General features: G+C 54.4%; 17 protein-coding genes. 6 read left to right on the forward strand and 11 right to left on the reverse strand.

Annotation, left to right across the window (positions count from 1 at the left end; genetic code table 11):
* From yidD to rpmH, 3 genes are read right to left on the reverse strand one after another with little or no spacing between them, the layout of a single operon-like run.
* Complete coding sequence (gene yidD, locus FAZ14_RS10270) at nt 1–258, reverse strand: membrane protein insertion efficiency factor YidD (protein WP_012886807.1); 258 nt, start codon at nt 256–258, stop codon at nt 1–3.
* Entirely contained in the window at nt 222–581 is a 360-nt protein-coding gene (gene rnpA, locus FAZ14_RS10275; protein WP_012886808.1) for a ribonuclease P protein component, read from the reverse strand. The genes yidD and rnpA overlap by 37 nt, the downstream gene beginning before the upstream one ends.
* 18 nt (nt 582–599) lie before the next feature.
* Nucleotides 600–740: a 50S ribosomal protein L34 gene (gene rpmH / locus FAZ14_RS10280; RefSeq protein WP_004093983.1), complete on the reverse strand. Its 141-nt coding sequence runs from the start codon at nt 738–740 to the stop codon at nt 600–602.
* Between the two features lie 674 nt (nt 741–1414).
* On the opposite strand from rpmH, the gene dnaA reads away from it, so the two are divergent.
* From dnaA to gyrB, 4 genes are all read left to right on the forward strand, one after another.
* Nucleotides 1415–2803, forward strand: coding sequence for a chromosomal replication initiator protein DnaA (gene dnaA / locus FAZ14_RS10285; protein WP_016941622.1), 1389 nt, complete (start codon nt 1415–1417; stop codon nt 2801–2803).
* A gap of 4 nt (nt 2804–2807) precedes the next feature.
* Nucleotides 2808–3908 carry a DNA polymerase III subunit beta gene (gene dnaN / locus FAZ14_RS10290; protein WP_012882754.1) on the forward strand — a complete coding sequence of 367 codons (1101 nt, stop codon included), beginning with the start codon at nt 2808–2810 and terminating at the stop codon, nt 3906–3908.
* Nucleotides 3909–4048: 140 nt separating this feature from the next.
* Nucleotides 4049–5134 carry a DNA replication/repair protein RecF gene (gene recF / locus FAZ14_RS10295; RefSeq protein ID WP_153508486.1) on the forward strand — a complete coding sequence of 362 codons (1086 nt, stop codon included), beginning with the start codon at nt 4049–4051 and terminating at the stop codon, nt 5132–5134.
* A 17-nt stretch (nt 5135–5151) separates the two neighbouring features.
* Entirely contained in the window at nt 5152–7563 is a 2412-nt protein-coding gene (gene gyrB / locus FAZ14_RS10300; protein ID WP_153508487.1) for a DNA topoisomerase (ATP-hydrolyzing) subunit B, read from the forward strand.
* 46 nt (nt 7564–7609) lie between these two features.
* Here the strand turns inward: gyrB and FAZ14_RS10305 are convergent, their stop codons facing one another.
* The 6 genes from FAZ14_RS10305 to FAZ14_RS10330 form a co-directional block, all read right to left on the reverse strand.
* Entirely contained in the window at nt 7610–8122 is a 513-nt protein-coding gene (locus FAZ14_RS10305) for a hypothetical protein (protein WP_153508488.1), read from the reverse strand.
* The gene (locus tag FAZ14_RS10310) at nt 8119–9372 is read right to left on the reverse strand and encodes an AAA family ATPase (RefSeq protein ID WP_038906587.1); all 1254 of its coding nucleotides are present in this window, start codon (nt 9370–9372) and stop codon (nt 8119–8121) included. Before FAZ14_RS10310 ends, FAZ14_RS10305 begins: the two co-directional genes overlap by 4 nt.
* A gap of 99 nt (nt 9373–9471) precedes the next feature.
* Nucleotides 9472–10656 carry an MFS transporter gene (locus FAZ14_RS10315; protein WP_153508489.1) on the reverse strand — a complete coding sequence of 395 codons (1185 nt, stop codon included), beginning with the start codon at nt 10654–10656 and terminating at the stop codon, nt 9472–9474.
* Between the two features lie 211 nt (nt 10657–10867).
* A complete protein-coding gene (gene rsmJ, locus FAZ14_RS10320; RefSeq protein ID WP_016941618.1) occupies nt 10868–11620 on the reverse strand; it encodes a 16S rRNA (guanine(1516)-N(2))-methyltransferase RsmJ in 753 nt (250 codons plus the stop codon).
* A complete protein-coding gene (gene prlC, locus FAZ14_RS10325; RefSeq protein WP_153508490.1) occupies nt 11617–13659 on the reverse strand; it encodes an oligopeptidase A in 2043 nt (680 codons plus the stop codon). Before prlC ends, rsmJ begins: the two co-directional genes overlap by 4 nt.
* Nucleotides 13660–13784: 125 nt before the next feature.
* On the reverse strand, nt 13785–14069 hold the full coding sequence (locus tag FAZ14_RS10330; protein WP_016941616.1) for a DUF2623 family protein: 285 nt from the start codon (nt 14067–14069) through the stop codon (nt 13785–13787).
* Nucleotides 14070–14454: 385 nt separating this feature from the next.
* On the opposite strand from FAZ14_RS10330, the gene FAZ14_RS10335 reads away from it, so the two are divergent.
* The gene (locus FAZ14_RS10335; RefSeq protein ID WP_016941615.1) at nt 14455–15297 is read left to right on the forward strand and encodes a 23S rRNA (adenine(2030)-N(6))-methyltransferase RlmJ; all 843 of its coding nucleotides are present in this window, start codon (nt 14455–14457) and stop codon (nt 15295–15297) included.
* Between the two features lie 54 nt (nt 15298–15351).
* On the opposite strand, the gene rnz is transcribed toward FAZ14_RS10335, so the two are convergent.
* The gene (gene rnz / locus FAZ14_RS10340) at nt 15352–16266 is read right to left on the reverse strand and encodes a ribonuclease Z (RefSeq protein ID WP_038926768.1); all 915 of its coding nucleotides are present in this window, start codon (nt 16264–16266) and stop codon (nt 15352–15354) included.
* 304 nt (nt 16267–16570) lie between these two features.
* On the opposite strand from rnz, the gene gorA reads away from it, so the two are divergent.
* Nucleotides 16571–17923, forward strand: a complete 1353-nt coding sequence (gene gorA / locus FAZ14_RS10345; protein ID WP_016941613.1) for a glutathione-disulfide reductase — start codon at nt 16571–16573, stop codon at nt 17921–17923.
* Nucleotides 17924–18078: 155 nt separating this feature from the next.
* Here gorA and FAZ14_RS10350 read toward each other — a convergent pair whose 3' ends face one another.
* A complete protein-coding gene (locus tag FAZ14_RS10350) occupies nt 18079–18726 on the reverse strand; it encodes a YitT family protein (RefSeq protein WP_016941612.1) in 648 nt (215 codons plus the stop codon).
* Nucleotides 18727–18865 lie beyond the last annotated feature (139 nt).

The following is an 18865-nucleotide window of genomic DNA, read 5'->3' on the forward strand; positions in this document are numbered from 1 at the left end:
TTAGTGTTCTCTGTTATTGTCGGGTTTTGGCGGTACGGGATCATCACCACCAGGGTTCAAAGGGTGGCATTTTAATACGCGTTTGAGCGTCAACCAACAGCCTTTTATCATGCCGAACCGGCGTATTGCTTCAATGCCATATTGGGAGCACGACGGCTGAAAGCGGCAGTGCGGTCCAAGTAGCGGACTGATAAAGCGTTGATACCCGCGTATCAGGCCGATCAGCAGGCGTGAGCCAAACGACAGTGACGGCGCCATAATTTTTCCAACGCTTCCGTTAGCGTACGGTTATCCAGTTCAGACACCCCTTTTTTAGCGATGACGACAAAATCCATCGCGGGCAGCTCGTGTTGACGCAAACGAAAACTTTCACGTGTCAGGCGCTTGATACGATTACGTTCATGAGCCCGTCTGACGTGCTTTTTTGCGACGGTGAGGCCAATACGAGGGTGTCCCAGCGTATTCGGGCGACCGAGGATGGTAATCTGCGGCGTGCCGGCCCGTTGAGGCTGCTGGAAGACGAAAGAGAAATGGCTGGGAGTTAACAGACGTAACTCCCTGGGAAAAGCGAGCGTAACCACTCGAAGGGTTAGCTTTTATTACTTGGAAACAGTCAGACGAGTACGGCCTTTCGCACGACGGCGGGCCAGAACCTGACGACCATTTTTAGTGGCCATACGAGCACGGAAACCGTGGCTACGGTTACGCTTCAATACGGACGGTTGGAAAGTGCGTTTCATGGCGATTTCTACCTAAACTTGATTTAAGACTTCACAGTAAACGCGTTTGGCTACTCGGCGTGAAAAGTGACCGACGCCTCTATCGCATAATAAAGAGGCGGGATTGTAATAATTGTACAGCCCCGAGTCAATTAACATCCGCGTTTTACCCGCCTGAAACTTCCCGGTGGTCCCGGATTTTCTGTTTGTTCAGCACATAAAATGAGCTGCTCAGCACAGAAAACAGGCGCTACGCGCAGGCCGCGAATTATACGGACTCTGCGATAAAGCGCAAGGATCCCTCAGCGATCCTGTCTGCGGGATCATGATCCGCGTCACCGCTGATCGCGTCGATTACGTCTATGCTTACTACCCGCAAGGGATCCAGGGCAGGTTGTGGGTAACCTTATGGGTATCCCGTAATAAAAGCGGAATTTGACACAGACTATAAGAAGAGCCTGTGGATAAAAAGGATCGAAACTGTGTAGAAAGGGGAGATCTCTTTCGTGGTTTAGGTTATGATCCGCCGTCCCGCTAGCGATCTCTGGATCGGGATCGTCACGGTAAAGCCGCCTTATGCGCGGCGCACCCCGGCGTAGTCGTGTCCATGCGCAGCCGGGTGCCTGAAAAATCATGAGTTACATAACTAACGTCTGTTCCTTTTCTTGATTGACCTTGTTCGAGTGGAGTCCGCCGTGTCACTTTCGCTTTGGCAGCAGTGTCTTGCCCGTTTGCAGGATGAGTTACCTGCCACAGAATTCAGTATGTGGATACGCCCGTTGCAGGCGGAACTGAGTGACAACACTCTGGCGCTTTATGCCCCGAATCGCTTTGTGCTGGATTGGGTGCGCGATAAATACATCAATAATATCAATGGACTGTTGAATGATTTCTGCGGCATGGATGCGCCGTTGCTACGTTTTGAAGTCGGCAGTAAGCCTGCCGCGCCGGTTGTCGTCCCCGTTGGCAACCATAATGCTACCGTAGCCGCTCCTCAGGTGCGTACGGCGTCACCAGTACGCCCGAGTTGGGAAACCCCGTCGGCACCGGCTGAACACACCTATCGTTCCAACGTGAACCCCAAGCATACCTTCGATAATTTCGTGGAAGGTAAATCTAACCAGTTGGCCCGCGCGGCGGCGCGCCAGGTGGCGGATAATCCTGGTGGCGCGTATAACCCACTGTTTCTGTATGGCGGTACTGGTCTGGGTAAAACCCATCTACTGCACGCGGTAGGTAATGGCATCATGGCGCGTAAGCCAAATGCCAAGGTGGTGTATATGCATTCCGAGCGTTTTGTGCAGGATATGGTGAAGGCTCTGCAGAACAACGCGATTGAAGAGTTCAAACGCTACTACCGTTCTGTAGATGCGCTGCTGATCGATGACATTCAGTTTTTTGCCAATAAAGAGCGCTCGCAGGAAGAGTTTTTCCACACATTTAATGCGTTGTTGGAAGGCAATCAACAGATCATCCTGACGTCGGATCGTTACCCCAAAGAGATCAATGGGGTGGAAGATCGCCTCAAGTCCCGTTTCGGCTGGGGGTTGACCGTGGCTATCGAACCGCCGGAGCTGGAAACCCGTGTGGCGATCCTGATGAAGAAAGCGGATGAGAATGATATCCGTCTGCCCGGTGAAGTGGCGTTTTTTATCGCTAAACGCCTGCGTTCTAATGTGCGTGAGCTGGAAGGTGCACTGAATCGTGTCATCGCTAACGCCAATTTTACCGGCCGCTCGATCACTATCGATTTTGTACGTGAGGCGCTGCGCGACCTGCTGGCGTTACAGGAAAAACTGGTCACCATCGACAATATTCAGAAGACGGTGGCGGAGTACTATAAGATTAAAGTGGCCGACCTGTTGTCTAAACGGCGTTCACGTTCGGTGGCCCGTCCGCGTCAGATGGCGATGGCGCTGGCCAAGGAACTGACCAACCATAGCCTGCCGGAGATCGGCGACGCGTTCGGTGGCCGTGACCATACCACTGTGCTGCATGCCTGCCGCAAAATAGAGCAGCTGCGCGAAGAAAGTCACGACATCAAAGAAGATTTTTCCAATTTAATCCGAACATTATCGTCATAACATCATGAAATTTATCGTTGAGCGTGAGCATCTGTTAAAACCGTTGCAACAGGTCAGCAGCCCGCTGGGCGGGCGACCGACGTTGCCGATTCTGGGCAACCTGTTGTTGCAGGTCAGCGAAGGCCGGTTATCGTTGACCGGTACCGATCTGGAAATGGAGATGGTGGCGCATCTGGCGCTGACGCAGCCCCATGAACCGGGCGCTACCACCGTACCGGCGCGCAAGTTATTCGATATTTGCCGTGGCCTGCCGGATGGGGCGGAGATTTCCGTTACGCTGGAAGGCGATCGGATGCTGGTGCGTTCCGGGCGTAGCCGTTTCTCCCTGTCCACATTGCCAGCGGCGGATTTCCCCAACCTGGACGACTGGCAGAGCGAGGTGGAGTTTACCTTGCCGCAGGCGACGCTAAAACGCCTGATTGAAGCCACCCAGTTCTCGATGGCGCATCAGGATGTCCGTTACTACCTCAACGGTATGTTGTTTGAAACCGGTGGCGAGGAGTTGCGTACTGTTGCCACCGACGGTCACCGTCTGGCGGTTTGCGCCATGCCGGTTGGTCAGTCTCTGCCGTCGCATTCGGTTATCGTGCCACGTAAAGGTGTGATGGAACTGGTGCGTCTGTTGGATGGCGGCGACACGCCGTTACAGCTGCAGATTGGCAGCAATAACATTCGCGCCCATGTCGGCGATTTTATCTTTACCTCCAAGCTGGTGGATGGTCGCTTCCCGGATTATCGCCGCGTGTTGCCGAAAAACCCGGACAAAACGCTGGAAGCCAGTTGCGATCTACTGCGTCAGGCGTTTTCCCGAGCGGCCATTCTGTCGAACGAGAAATTCCGTGGTGTACGCTTGTACCTCAACCAAAACCAGTTGCGTATTACCGCCAATAACCCGGAACAGGAAGAGGCGGAAGAAATTCTGGATGTGGAATACGGTGGTACGGAGATGGAAATCGGCTTTAACGTCAGTTACGTGCTGGATGTGCTCAATGCGCTGAAGTGCGAAGAGGTGCGCATGTTGCTGACGGATTCGGTATCCAGCGTCCAGCTTGAGGATGCAGCCAGCCAGGCGGCGGCTTACGTGGTCATGCCGATGCGTCTGTAAATCCTCTGTGCGCCTGCCTGCCGTTACACGCCGCGCCATTGGGTGCGGCGTGTTGTTATCGGCGATGTGGTGGGTTTTGTTATCGGTAAGGGCGCGACACGGTCTGGTATGGGCAACAAATCTGGCAAAATGGTTGTGATATGGCGCTGACTCGTCTTCTTATCCGCGATTTCCGCAATATCGAATCGGCCGATCTGGCACTGATTCCCGGCTTTAATTTTTTGGTGGGCGCGAATGGCAGCGGCAAGACCAGCGTACTGGAAGCCATTTACACGCTAGGGCATGGCCGGGCGTTTCGCAGCATTCAGGCGGCGAGGGTCATTCGTCATGAGCAGGCAGAGTTCATTCTGCATGGCCGTATCGAAGGGCAGGAGCGTGAGCGCGCTGTCGGGTTGAGTAAAAACCGCGACGGCGACAGCACGGTACGTATCGATGGCAGCGACGGCCACAAAGTGGCTGAGCTGGCGCAACTGCTGCCTATCCAACTTATTACCCCGGAAGGTTTCACCCTACTGAACGGCGGCCCTAAATACCGCCGTGCTTTTCTGGACTGGGGCTGTTTTCACAACGAACCCGGTTTTTTCAGCGCCTGGAGTAATCTGAAAAGGCTGTTGCGTCAGCGTAATGCGGCGTTGCGCCAGGTCAGTCACTACGGGCAACTGCGCGCCTGGGATCGCGAGCTGGTGCCGCTGGCCGAGGGCATCAGCCAATGGCGTGCTGAGTATAGCGCCGCTATCGCCGCGGATATCGCGTCCACCTGCACCCAGTTTCTGCCTGAGTTTTCCTTAAGTTTTTCTTTCCAGCGTGGCTGGGATAAAGAGAGCGACTACGCTGAACTGCTGGAGCGCCATTTCGAGCGCGACAGGCAGCTAGGTTACACCGCGCTGGGGCCGCACAAGGCCGATTTTCGTATCCGCGCAGGCGGCGTGGCGGTGGAGGATATGCTATCGCGCGGTCAGCTCAAGCTGCTGATGTGTGCGCTTCGGCTGGCTCAGGGCGAGTTCCTGACCCGGCAAAACGGACTGAAGTGTCTGTACCTGATCGACGACTTCGCCTCCGAACTGGACAGCACCCGCCGTCGCCTGTTGGCCGAACGGTTGAAGGCAACACAGGCGCAGGTGTTCGTCAGCGCCATCACCGCTGAGCAGATTAGCGACATGGTGGGCGAAAATGGCAAGATGTTCCGCGTGGAACAGGGTAAAATAACCGTTCAATCACAGGACTAAATGAGCGAGAAACGTTGATGTCGAATTCTTATGACTCCTCAAGTATCAAGGTATTAAAAGGGCTGGATGCGGTCCGTAAACGCCCGGGGATGTATATCGGTGATACGGATGACGGAACCGGTCTGCATCACATGGTATTCGAGGTGGTGGACAACGCTATCGACGAAGCGCTCGCAGGCTATTGTAAAGATATTGTCGTTACTATTCATGCGGATAACTCGGTATCGGTGCAGGATGATGGCCGTGGTATTCCGACGGGCATCCACGAAGAAGAGGGTGTGTCCGCGGCTGAAGTCATCATGACCGTGCTGCATGCGGGCGGTAAGTTCGACGATAACTCCTATAAAGTATCCGGCGGTTTGCACGGGGTAGGGGTATCGGTGGTGAACGCCCTGTCCGAGAAGCTGGAGCTGGTTATCCGCCGTGAAGGCAAAATTCATCGTCAGGAATACCGTCATGGCGAACCGCAGGCACCGCTGAGCGTCACCGGTGATGCAGACACCACTGGCACCACGGTGCGTTTCTGGCCGAGTCTGGAAACCTTCACCAATGTGGTCGAGTTTGAATACGACATTCTGGCTAAGCGCCTGCGTGAATTGTCGTTCCTCAACTCTGGCGTGTCTATCCGCCTGCGCGATGAGCGCGAAGCGAATAAAGCCGACCATTTCCACTACGAAGGCGGCATCAAGGCGTTTGTGGAGTACCTGAACCGTAACAAGACGCCGATTCACCCGCAGGTGTTCTATTTCAGCGCTGAAAAAGACGGTATCGGCGTGGAAATCGCCATGCAGTGGAACGACGGTTTCCAGGAAAATATCTACTGCTTTACCAACAACATTCCGCAGCGTGACGGCGGTACCCATCTGGCGGGTTTCCGTGCTGCCATGACACGTACGCTGAATAACTACATGGACAAGGAAGGCTACAGCAAGAAAGCCAAAGTCAGCGCCACTGGCGATGACGCGCGCGAGGGGCTGATTGCGGTGGTATCGGTGAAGGTGCCGGACCCGAAATTTTCTTCCCAGACCAAAGATAAACTGGTGTCTTCAGAGGTGAAATCAGCGGTGGAATCGCTGATGAACGACCGTCTGGTGGACTACCTGATGGAAAACCCCAGCGACGCCAAAATCGTGGTTGGCAAAATCATCGACGCTGCCCGCGCTCGTGAAGCCGCACGTAAAGCCCGTGAGATGACCCGCCGTAAAGGTGCGTTGGATCTGGCGGGTCTGCCGGGCAAACTGGCGGACTGTCAGGAGCGTGACCCGGCGTTGTCTGAACTGTACCTGGTGGAGGGTGACTCCGCAGGCGGTTCTGCCAAGCAGGGTCGTAACCGTAAGAATCAGGCCATTCTGCCGTTGAAAGGTAAGATTCTGAACGTGGAAAAAGCGCGTTTCGATAAGATGCTGTCTTCGCAGGAGGTGGCAACGCTTATCACCGCACTGGGTTGCGGTATTGGTCGCGACGAGTACAACCCGGATAAACTGCGCTACCACAACATCATCATCATGACCGATGCGGACGTCGACGGTTCTCATATTCGTACGCTGCTGCTGACCTTCTTCTATCGCCAGATGCCGGAAGTCATCGAGCGTGGTCATGTGTTTATCGCCCAGCCACCGCTGTACAAGGTGAAGAAAGGCAAGCAGGAACAGTACATCAAAGACGACGACGCGATGGACCAGTACCAGATCATGCTGGCGCTGGACGGTGCTGCGTTGCACACCAACGCCCATGCTCCGGCACTGGCGGGTGAGCCGCTGGAAAAACTGGTGGCGGAGCACTACAGCGTGCAGAAGCTGATCGGTCGTATGGAGCGTCGTTACCCCCGTGCGCTGCTTAATGCGTTGATTTATCAACCGTCGCTGACGGAAGCCATGTTGAGTTCGCAGGCCGACGCTCAGTCATGGATGGAAGCGCTGATCCAGTTCCTTAATGAAAAAGAGCAGCACGGCAGCACCTACAGCTTCCTTCTGCGTCATGCCAACGAACGCCACGAACCGGTGTTGCGTGTGCGTACCCACGGCGTGGATTCTGATTACGCGCTGGACCTGGCGTTTGTTCAGGGCAATGAGTATCGCAAAATCAATGGACTGGGTGAGAAACTGCGTGGTCTCATCGAAGAAGACGCGTTTGTTGAGCGTGGCGAGCGTAAACAGCCGGTCGCCAGCTTCGAGCAGGCGTTGGACTGGCTGGTGAAAGAATCGCGCCGCGGCCTGGCTATCCAGCGTTATAAAGGTCTGGGTGAGATGAACCCGGAACAATTGTGGGAAACCACCATGGACCCGGAAAGCCGCCGTATGCTGCGTGTGACGGTAAAAGACGCCATCGCTGCCGACGAGCTGTTCACCACCCTGATGGGTGACGCCGTTGAACCGCGCCGTGCCTTTATCGAAGAAAACGCCCTGAAAGCAGCGAATATTGATATTTGATGAATAAAGAAAAAAGGGGCTTTCAGATAAAGCCCCTTTTAACGTATTATCCTCTCTGTTTTCGTCTTGGCATTTCAACTGGAGCTGCTGGTTCATAAGATTTTAAACCTTCATCTCCTGTCAGGATTTCTACCTGATACCCCATACTGGCATAATATTCTGCAACATCTTTGATAGTGGTATCGCCCAATGAAAGTTTTTGATTAGCCAACTCAGGCCACGCATCTGCTAACGTAATTAGTTTCTCAGGAGACCATAGAGTTGATTGTTCTGAAAATGCAGCCCAAGGGGTTTTTTGATTTGCGCTATCTTTCATAATCTCTGCCAGTAATAATGCTCTTTCTCGACGACTATGAGCAGCCTGCGCAATATGATTTCCCGTTTCTATAATGGTAGCCAAAGGTAATACAAATGTTGTGCTATTCTTTTTCTCTGATTCAATTTTTGCATCAATTCTATCTTTATTCCATTTATCACTATCTCTTCCGCAATCTAACATTCCAGGTATTTCCAGCCAGACACATAGAATTGAAGTGTCAATAATCAGCACTTTTCTCATTGTTTTTCTCCTTGCTTAAGCGCTGCTTCAATTCTTCCTTCAGAAGAGAGTCTACCTAATGAGCCAGAAGCCATTAACTTGGGTAATTGTTGTATATCATCAAGTTGTGTCAGTAGGCTCTCTCCGCTTATATCATCTCTGTGTGTGACGCTGATAAACGGGATCATTTTGGGGCCAGCAGCATCTAATAAAGCTGGGTTATGTGTAGTGACAATGACGTCTATGCCGCGTTGTTGTCCTAATGTTCTCAACATATTGATCAGGACATGTGCTCTGGATGGGTGTAGTCCATTATCCACTTCCTCAATAACTAACAGGCCACCAGATTGACGAGTCAGCATTGCTGTTACGATAGCCAGATAACGGAGAGTTCCATCTGACATACCACGTGCGTCAATAGTATCAGACGCTGTTCCAGGCCATCCCTCTTCGCAATAAAGCATCGCATCAGTCTGGAATTTACCTACCGGTTCTGTCCAGATTCGTTTTATATCTTTTTCTGGTAATCCTTGAAGATAGGTGGTAATAATCCCTTCAACTTCATCTTTACGTGTTTTATCTAAAGCAGCTAAGACCCCTGCAATATTTGAGCCATCTGCCTGTAATTTTTCTGAAAAAGGTGTGTATCCACGCATATGGCTGGGGATAGGATCAAAAACAAATATCTGCTGTAGTTTTAATAATATATTTTTTATTCCATCTTGTACTTCTTTTCTGAGGTTTAATGTATCTGCCTGGGTCAGTATAAGGTGAGAGCGATTGAGATCTATTTTTTTTCCTCGACCTTGCGTCCCAGTAGAGAAATAAGCTGAGATAACAGGGTTGCGTTCTTCTGGCAACTGAGTATTGAACAATCTACTTATTTTTTGAGTTTCGCTACGCTTTCCATATTTCAGGATTGCCAATTCTTCACTGTAAATTTCTGCTTTGGCTCCATTTATTTGAATTTTTAATTCATAGCGGTAATCTTGATTTTTTTTATCTCCATCAAGGAGTAGTGTAATACCAAAAATTTTTTCTGGCTTATGGCAAACCCATTCCATACCACCGCGAATAGACGGGAGATTTATATCACCATTGATTGCTTGAAATATCCCAACGCCAGATGAAACTCTTTGCAAGAATAAGAGTGCATCCAACATGTTTGACTTTCCACTGGCATTAGTACCAATAATAATAGTTAAAGGGTCAATGTAAAGAGTCGCCTCTTTAAAACTCTTCCAGTTATGAAGTGTTAGTTCTTTTAACATGTAAACCCCTTTAATTATCTGCACATCTAGTATGCAAGTATCACAGGAAATATTTCCCGTGATAATAGCATCAACTGCGAGTTATGTACTGTGTCACAACTATTGCGCTGGTACTCGTCGTTTAGCGTTGCGCAGCTCCTGCGCCAGCGCCATCACGGCGGTAATCACCATAAAGATAACAGCTGACCAGAAAATGGCGGACGGATGGCCTTGATCCAAAAACCAGCCGAAGACCACCGGGCCACCGGCACCGCCGATATTAAAGCCGGTGGTGACCACGCCGAAGACACGGCCTTCGGCACCGGCCGGTGATGCCGCGCGAACCAGCATATCCCGCGATGGGGCGATCATGCCGGAGAGAAAGCCTGCCACACCCAGAATCAGCGTGGTCACCAGCGACGGCAGGGTAGATGCCGCGACGATGGCGACCAGCACCGCTGTGACCACCAGCGAGCCGGTGGCGACCAGCCCGTGATGCCGGGTTTTATCCGCCAGTGAGCCGCCCGCCAGCACGCCAAACGCGCTGGTAAACAAAAACGCCGTCAGTGCCAGGTTGGCTTCGGTCAGCGGCATGCCGTAACCGTTCACCAGTGCGGTCACCGAGAAGTTTTGAATCGAGTTGGTGCTCAGGTTGAGCAGCATAAACAGCACCAGCAGCGACAGGATGGGTAGGGTAAATACCGCGACCTTTGGCGCAGAGGTCTTCTTGTCGTGCGCGCTGGCGGCGGGCAATGCCTCTTGCTCGCCGAGCAACATCGGCACGGTCAGCAGTCCGAGCAGGCCGGATAAGACCAGCGCGAACTCGATACGGGTGAGGGCGGCGACGGTCAGCAAAATGGCTGGCGCGACGGCTGTGCCGAGAAAACCGGAAAAAGTATGCACCGAGAAGGCGCGGCCCATGCGGTTTTCGGCAATGCCGCGTGAGAGCAAGGCGTAATCCGAGGGGTGATAGACCGCGTTGGCAAGCCCAGCCAGCGCCATGGCGATGAGCATCCAGCTGTAGCTGCTAAAGAAGCCGAGCGACAAGAAACACAGACTGCCCAGCGTCAGCCCGGCTATCAGCGTGCGACGCGGGCCGATACGGTCAACCGCAAAGCCAATCGGCGTTTGCACCAGTGCGGAAACAACGTTGAAGACGCCGAGCGCCACCCCGATTTCCACGTAACTGATGCCACGCTGTGCGGAAATCAGCGGCATCAGCGCCGGTAACACCATCATGTGGAAATGACTTACCCAGTGAGCGGCGGAGACTTGTGCCAGTAGTGGTAGCTTTTTTATTGTCATGATTATTTTTATCGGTTGGTTACGCAGGTGCGCAAGGCAGATTCAACAATAAGGTTAACATATCGCCACAACAGTTAGTCGTCTATCTTTATACCGACAACGTGACCGAGGTGACAATGCTGAGAAGGGGAAAGAGCCAGTCAAAAGCCACAGAAAGACAGCAAAAGGTCGCTGACTGCAGTTGCTCGCATCCGCAGTCAGTACGCAAGATTTACTGGGTGATGGGCAGGTAAAAATCGAACCGATGACTTTTGGTTTCCAGCGCTGACTGGGCCGGTACTGCTGCCAGCGGTGGCGCGTAATCCGGGCGTTTGACCACGACCCGCTTTTTTGCCAGGCGGCGTGCCGGTTCCAGCAAGGCGTCGGCGTCATTGTCAGCACCCACCAGCGACTGAAACACCCGCATCTCCTTTTTCACCAGCGCGCTTTTCTGGCGGTGGGGAAACATCGGGTCAAGATAGACCACGTCCGGAGGTGGGGTAATAGCAGACAACGCCTCAATGCTGGAGGCGTGTAGCAGCGTCAGTCGCTGTTGCAGCCAGCCGCCGATCTCCGGGTCCTGATAACCACGTTGCAGGCCATCATCGAGCAACGCTGCCACCACCGGGTGGCGCTCCACCATGCGCACACGGCAGCCGAGAGCCGCCAGCACAAAGGCATCACGCCCCAGGCCCGCGGTGGCATCCACCACATCGGGTAAATAGTCTTTTTTGATGCCGACGGCTTTGGCGACAGCTTCTCCACGCCCACCGCCAAAGCGGCGGCGATGCGCCATCGCGCCAGAAACGAAATCGACACAGATGGCACCGAGCTTCGGTTCATCGCATTTGCGCAGTTCCAGTCGCTCGGGGGTGAGCACCAACGCCAGCATGGCGTCGGTGTCATTTTCCAGACCCCAGCGTTGTGCCAGGGTAGCCAGTGCCTCGGGGTCGGCACTGGCTTCGGTCAGTAACGCAATCTTCATCCCTGAATGCCGTAGTGTTTCAGCATCGCATCCAGTTGCGGCTCACGGCCACGGAAGCGTTTGAACAGTTCCATCGGCGCTTCGGAGCCGCCGCGAGATAAGATGTTTTCCAGGAACGACAGGCCGGTGTCGCGGTTGAAGATGCCTTCTTCTTCAAAACGGGAGAACGCGTCTGCTGCCAGCACATCGGCCCACAGGTAGCTGTAGTACCCGGCGGCGTAGCCACCCGCGAAGATGTGGCTGAATGAGTGCGGGAAGCGATTCCATTCCGGGCTTTTCACCACGGAAACCTGCGCTTTCACCTCTGCCAGCGTTTCCAGCACACGTGCACCGGTAGCGGGGGTGTAACCGGCGTGCAGACGGAAGTCGAACAGGCCGAACTCCAACTGACGCAGGATGAACAGCGCTGCCTGATAGTTTTTCGCTGCCAGCATTTTGTCCAGCATGTCCTGCGGCAGCGGTTCGCCGGTCTCGTAATGACCGGAGATAAACGCCAGCGCATCCGGCTCCCAGCACCAGTTTTCCATAAACTGGCTCGGCAGTTCGACGGCATCCCACGGCACACCGTTGATGCCGGAGACGCCAGCGGTATCGATACGGGTCAGCATATGGTGCAGCCCGTGGCCGAACTCATGGAACAGCGTGGTGACTTCGTCGTGGGTAAACAGCGCAGGTTTACCGTCGATCGGGCGGTTAAAGTTACAGGTCAGGTACGCCACCGGCTTTTGCAGCTCGCCGTTGGCTTTGCGCAGACGGCCGACGCAATCGTCCATCCAGGCACCGCCGCGTTTGTGTTCGCGGGCGTACAGATCGAGGTAGAAGCTCCCCAGCAATTCACCGTCTTCGGCAAACAGGTCGAAGAAACGTACTTCCGGATGCCAGACGTCGACGTCCTGACGCTCTTTGGCGGTGATGCCATAAATACGTTTCACCACTTCGAACAACCCTTCCAGTACGCGCGGTTCAGGGAAGTACGGGCGTAGCTGTTCGTCGCTAATGGAATACAGGTGTTGTTTTTGCTGTTCGGCATAATAGCTGATGTCCCACGGGTTCAGCTCATCAACGCCAAACTGTGCTTTGGCGAACGCGCGCAGTTGTGCCAGTTCCTGTTCCCCTTGCGGGCGGGCGCGTTTAGCCAAATCGGTCAGGAAATCCAGCACCTGCTGTGGGTTTTCTGCCATTTTGGTGGCCAGTGATTTGTCGGCAAAGCTGGCAAAGCCCAGCAGTTGCGCCAGTTCGTGACGTAGCGCCAGCGTTTCGGCCATCACCTCGCTGTTATCCCACTTACCGGCGTTCGGGCCTTGTTCTGACGCACGGGTCACGTAGGCGCGGTACATCTCTTCGCGCAGCGCCTGATTGGCGCAGTAGGTCATGACCGGCAGGTAGCTTGGGATATCCAGCGTCAGCAGCCAGCCCTGTTGTTCTTTCGCTTGTGCCAGCGCTTTGGCCGCGGCCAGCGCGCTTTCCGGCAGACCTTCCAGTTCACTGACATCGGTTATCAGCTTGGTCCAGCCCATGGTGGCGTCCAGCACGTTGTTGCTGAACTGCGACCCCAGTTCGGACAAGCGGGAAGCGATGTCGCCGTAGCGTTTTTGCTGTTCCGGCGGCAGGGCAATCCCGGACAATTCAAAGTCACGCAGGGCGTTATCCACCGCTTTTTTCTGCGCGATGCTCAGGCTGGCGTAATGTTCGCCGTCACGCAGCTCACGGTAGGCGCGGTACAACCCGGCATGCTGGCCCACCCAGGTGCCGTATTCAGACAGCAGCGGCAGGCATTGTTCATAGGCGCTACGCAATTCCGGGCTGTTTTTAACCGAATTCAGGTGGCTGACCGGGGAGAAAATGCGCCCCAGTCTGTCATCACTTTCCGCCAGCGGCTGACACAGGTTATCCCAGGTGAACGGCCCCGGCTGCGCCACCACGCGCTCGACTGTCTGGCGACAATCGTTCAGTGCGGCTTGTACGGCGGGGAGGATGTGTTCAATCTGGATCTGGGAGAACGGCGGCAGGATAAAGGAGGAGAGTAATGGATTGGTCATGGCACAGTCCTGAAATCTATTGATGATGACTTAACATGAGGGGTAATGAGGGGAAAATCAATGGCAGGGCGCACAACAGGCCAAGGCCGACGGTAAAAAGCGACGGTTAGCGGTGATGCCGATGCTCAGGCGGGGTGATCGTAACCGGCGTAAAACCAGGCTATCAGTGACGGGTTGCTGACATCGGTAAAAAACTCCGCCACGATATCGCGTATCAGCCCGTAACGGTGGCACAACTGCCCGGCTTCAAACGCGGCTTGTTGTCGGCCTCGCAATGACGCGCGTTGGTGTGCGTAACCGCAGACGTAGCCACGGCGATAATCATCGCAATGGTGGCGGATATCATTCATCGATTGCGGTGTACTGGCATGTAGCCCTGCCAGAATGCCGTCGCCAAAATGGTTTTTCATAAGCGTCGTATCCAGAATATGCGATATATAAAACATTATATAACGAAAAGGGCGGGTTGAAAAAGGTGAGTTATTGAACTCCCCCGAGGTGGATAGCGGTGATTGTGGGGGTATTTTGTGGCGCTAACCGTTTATATACCCGTCATACTTCAAGTTGCAGGTGTGTTGGCTTTATTACTCGGCCCATCCCTGTGCCTCGCCCTACGGGCCGCAGCGAGCTGCGTTCAAATCTGCTCCCGGCAGATTTGTCGCTCACCCCAGTCACTTACTTGTGTAAGCTCCAGGGGATTCGCTGCGTCGCCGCCTGCCTGCAACTCGAATTATTTAGGGTATACTATGGCGATTAGCGGCAAACGCGCCCTCATTGACCGGAAATCCATACGTTATGCTGAGTTATCGCCACAGTTTTCATGCCGGCAATCATGCCGATGTGCTGAAGCACACTGTCCAGAGCCTGATCATTAATGCGCTGAAAGAGAAGGATAAACCGTTCTTGTATCTGGATACGCATTCCGGCGCGGGCCGTTATCAGTTACAGAGCGAACATGCCGAGCGCACTGGCGAATACCTCGACGGCATTGGTCGTATCTGGCAGCGGGATGATATTCCGGCGGAACTGGAGCCGTACATGCAGGTGGTCCGTTCCTATAATTCCGGCGACAAGCTGCGTTATTACCCCGGCTCGCCGCTGATTGCCCGTCAGTTGCTGCGCGAGTACGACAAAATTCATCTGACCGAGCTGCATCCGACCGACTTTCCATTGCTGCGTCAGGAGTTTCTGCGTGACGACCGGGCGCGAGTGGTGCGTGAAGACGGCTACCAGCAACTGAAAGCCCAGTTACCGCCGCTGTCGCGTCGTGGATTGATTCTGATCGACCCGCCTTACGAACTGAAAACCGATTATCAGGCGGTGGTGAAAGGGATTCAGGAAGGCTATCGCCGCTTTGCCACCGGCGTGTATGCGCTGTGGTATCCGGTGGTGTTGCGCCAGCACATCAAACGTTTGCTCAAAGATCTGGAAGACACCGGTATTCGCCGTATCCTGCAAATCGAACTGGCGGTGCTGCCGGATAGCGATCGCCACGGTATGACCGCCTCTGGCATGATTGTCATTAATCCGCCGTGGAAACTGGAATCCCAGATGAAAAGCGTACTGCCGTGGCTGCATCAGGCGTTGGTGCCTGCCGGTACCGGCCACACGCTCGTTGAGTGGGTGGTGCCGGAGTAAGCGCTCAGTCTACCGGCGGCTAACCCTTGCTGCGGTTACCTGCGTTGTACCGGGTTACACCTCAAATGTCGCCAGGTCAGTGGCGACTTCAGTGGCCGCAAACAGCGTCTGGCATTCCTGACGTAACCGTTCCAGATCTGCCTGACCATAGCGGGCGCTGAAATGGGTGATGATCAACCGCTTCGCGCCAGCGTCTCGCGCCGTGGCGGCGGTTTGCAGGGTGGTGGAGTGACCGCGTTCGTTAGCGCGCTCCGCCATTGATCCTTCCACTGTGGCTTCGTGCACCATGACATCGACCCCCGCAGCCAGCTTGAGTGCTTCCGGCGTTGGGCGGGTATCGCCGAAAATCGCCAGCGATTTGCCCGGTAAGCTGGGGCCGAGGTAATCCCAGCCGTTCAGTACCTGCCCGTCATCGAGAGTGACCGTTTCCCCGCGTTTTAACTGCTGGAAATAAGCACCGGGTTTGATGCCCTGTGCCGCCAGTTTTTCCACATCCAGCACGCCCGGTTTGGGGCGCTCCTCAATGCGGTATCCGAGGCAATACAGCGTGTGCGACAGTTCATGCGCCGTTACCCGTAACTGCGCGTCTTCGAATACCGTGCCGGGAACCACTTCCACCACCTCCAGCGGATACGTCAGCCAGGAACCGCTCAGCGTCAGCGCGGTTTCGATGAAGGTTTTCAACCCAGCCGGGCCGTAGAGCGTCAGTGGCGTGTCGATACCCGCCATGGAGCGAGAGCACAGCAAACCGGGCAACCCGAACAGGTGGTCGCCGTGCAGATGAGTGATAAAAATTTTCTCCAGCTTGCCGGGTTTGATTGGGGTGCGCAAAATCTGGTGCTGAGTACCTTCACCGCAGTCAAATAGCCAGAACGCCGGACGAATACCGTGCAAGTCGAGCGCGATACTGGTGACGTTGCGCTCTTTAGTCGGCACGCCTGCGTTGGTGCCGAGAAAAATCAGTTTCATGCAATGCTCCGAAAATTAAACTGTTTTTTCATATTGTGTCATTTTACCTATTGCACCGATTTCCAAAACCGTTGCGAACCGTTGTGCATTTCTTCATACAATCCCGCTTTCTGTCTTTGCCGGATACCGATTGCTGGCGTTACACTTCCCGTTGGTGTTACCTCTTTCGCTGGCGTGACCTTGTTGGCGTCAGCATGACATTGTGAGTGGTATCGCGCCCTGGGTGCCAGAACCGATGTGGCGGCGGGATACGGTCTATTTACTTTTATCGAACGTTTATCGAAAGCAAGCGTGTGGAGCCCTGATGACCAGACATTATGACTATCTCGCCATTGGTGGCGGCAGCGGCGGTATTGCCTCCATCAACCGTGCGGCTATGTACGGAAAGAAATGTGCGCTGATTGAAGCCAAACATCTGGGCGGCACCTGCGTCAACGTCGGGTGCGTGCCGAAGAAAATCATGTGGCATGCGGCGCAGATTGCCGAAGCCATTCACCACTACGGGCCGGACTATGGCTTTGATGTCACCGTCAATCAGTTCAACTGGGATACGTTGCTGAAAAATCGCAGCGCCTACATCGACCGTATCCACCAGTCCTACAACAATGTACTGGGGAAAAACCAGGTCGACGTGATTCAGGGGTTTGCCCGTTTTGTGGATGCGAAAACGGTGGAAGTGAACGGCGAGCGTATCACCGCTGATCATATCCTGATCGCCACCGGCGGTCGCCCGACGCGCCCGAACATTCCCGGGGCGGAATACGGCATTGATTCCGATGGTTTCTTTGAGTTAAACGCACTGCCGCAGCGGGTGGCGGTGGTGGGAGCCGGGTACATCGCGGTGGAAATCGCGGGCGTACTGAACGCGCTTGGCTCTGACGTGCACTTGTTTGTGCGCAAACACGCACCGCTGCGCCAGTTCGACCCGCTGATTGTGGAAACACTGGTCGACGTGATGAACACCGAAGGCCCGGCGCTGCACACTGAGTCCATCCCCAAAGCGGTGGTGAAAAATGCCGACGGTAGCCTGACGCTGCAACTGGAAAGCGGGCATGAGCAAACCGTGGATTGCCTGATTTGGGCGATCGGCCGTGAACCGGCGAACGATAAGGTAAACCTGGAAGCGGCAGGTGTCGCACTCAACAGCAAAGGCTACATCGTGGTGGATAAATTCCAGAACACCAACGTGCCGGGCATTTACGCGGTGGGCGACAACACCGGTGCCGTTGAGCTGACGCCAGTGGCGGTGGCGGCAGGGCGTCGTTTGTCTGAGCGCTTGTTTAACAACAAGCCGGACGAGCATCTGGATTACAGCAATATCCCGACCGTGGTATTCAGCCACCCGCCTATCGGCACCGTCGGGCTGACCGAGCCGCAGGCGCGCGAGCAGTACGGCGACGATCAGGTGAAAGTCTACAAATCGGCTTTTACCGCCATGTACACTGCGGTGACGCAGCATCGCCAGCCATGCCGCATGAAACTGGTGTGCGTGGGGCCGGAAGAGAAAATCGTCGGCGTGCACGGCATCGGCTTCGGGATGGATGAAATCCTGCAAGGCTTCGCGGTGGCGGTGAAGATGGGCGCGACCAAACAAGACTTCGACAACACCGTGGCGATTCACCCAACGGCGGCGGAAGAGTTTGTGACTATGCGTTAATGCCGAAGCTACGAGAATCAACAAACACCCTATCCCAGCAGGTTTTTTACTGGTGATGCCAGTGATGCGCGTTGGGATAGCCTCTTCAGGGGACCTGACTATATCGTAAGGGTAAAGGCGCATCACCATTGGCGTTTACCCTTAACTGGCCCCGCTTACCCACCCTGATAACGCCCTGGTTTATGCCAGTTCATCAGCATGGCGTTCATCGCCAGTGCGCTGAGCGCTGACCACAGAAGCAAAGAAACGGGCATGGTGAACAGGGAGATGGCGAATACCAGCATGTCCAGCAACATCTGGCTTTTACCGGCATTGATATTGAAGCGTTTATAGAGCCAGAGCGTGACCACGCCGGTACCACCCACCGAGGCGTTGTGGCGAGCCAGCGACAGAATCCCCATACCGAGGAAAGTACCGCCCACCAGCGCGGAAAACAGCGGATGCACATAGTTGATGGTCAACAGCCTGGGGACCGCCTGGGTGGCGAGACTCAGGGCAATGTTGACGATCAGTGTTTTCAGCGTAAACGCGCGCCCCATACTGAAGTAGCAGAAAATCATGAACGGGATATTGGTCAGAATAAACAGCACGCCGATCGACAGCGGGACAACGTAGGAGAGCAGCAGGGCGATACCGGCAATCCCACCGGTAATCATGCCTGACAGTTTCAGCAGATTCAGCCCGATCGCAATAAACATTACCCCCAGAACCAGGCCGTACACATCGTCTTTCAGGGTATGGGCCAGCCCCGGTGCCTGTCCGGTATCCGCTGTCTTGGGTAGTGCAACAGAGTCTTTCAGCACGGTATCACCCTCATCAACATCTGGTCGTCCTGTTTAGCCATAAGAAATGCATATATCTGCGTATTTCATGACTGAAAATTCAGTATTGGCGCTCAAATTAACATTGATCGTGGAGTGACTTTTAACTAAAAGAAAAGCC

This window comes from Dickeya oryzae, assembly GCF_009372235.1.
Taxonomy (GTDB): domain Bacteria; phylum Pseudomonadota; class Gammaproteobacteria; order Enterobacterales; family Enterobacteriaceae; genus Dickeya; species Dickeya oryzae.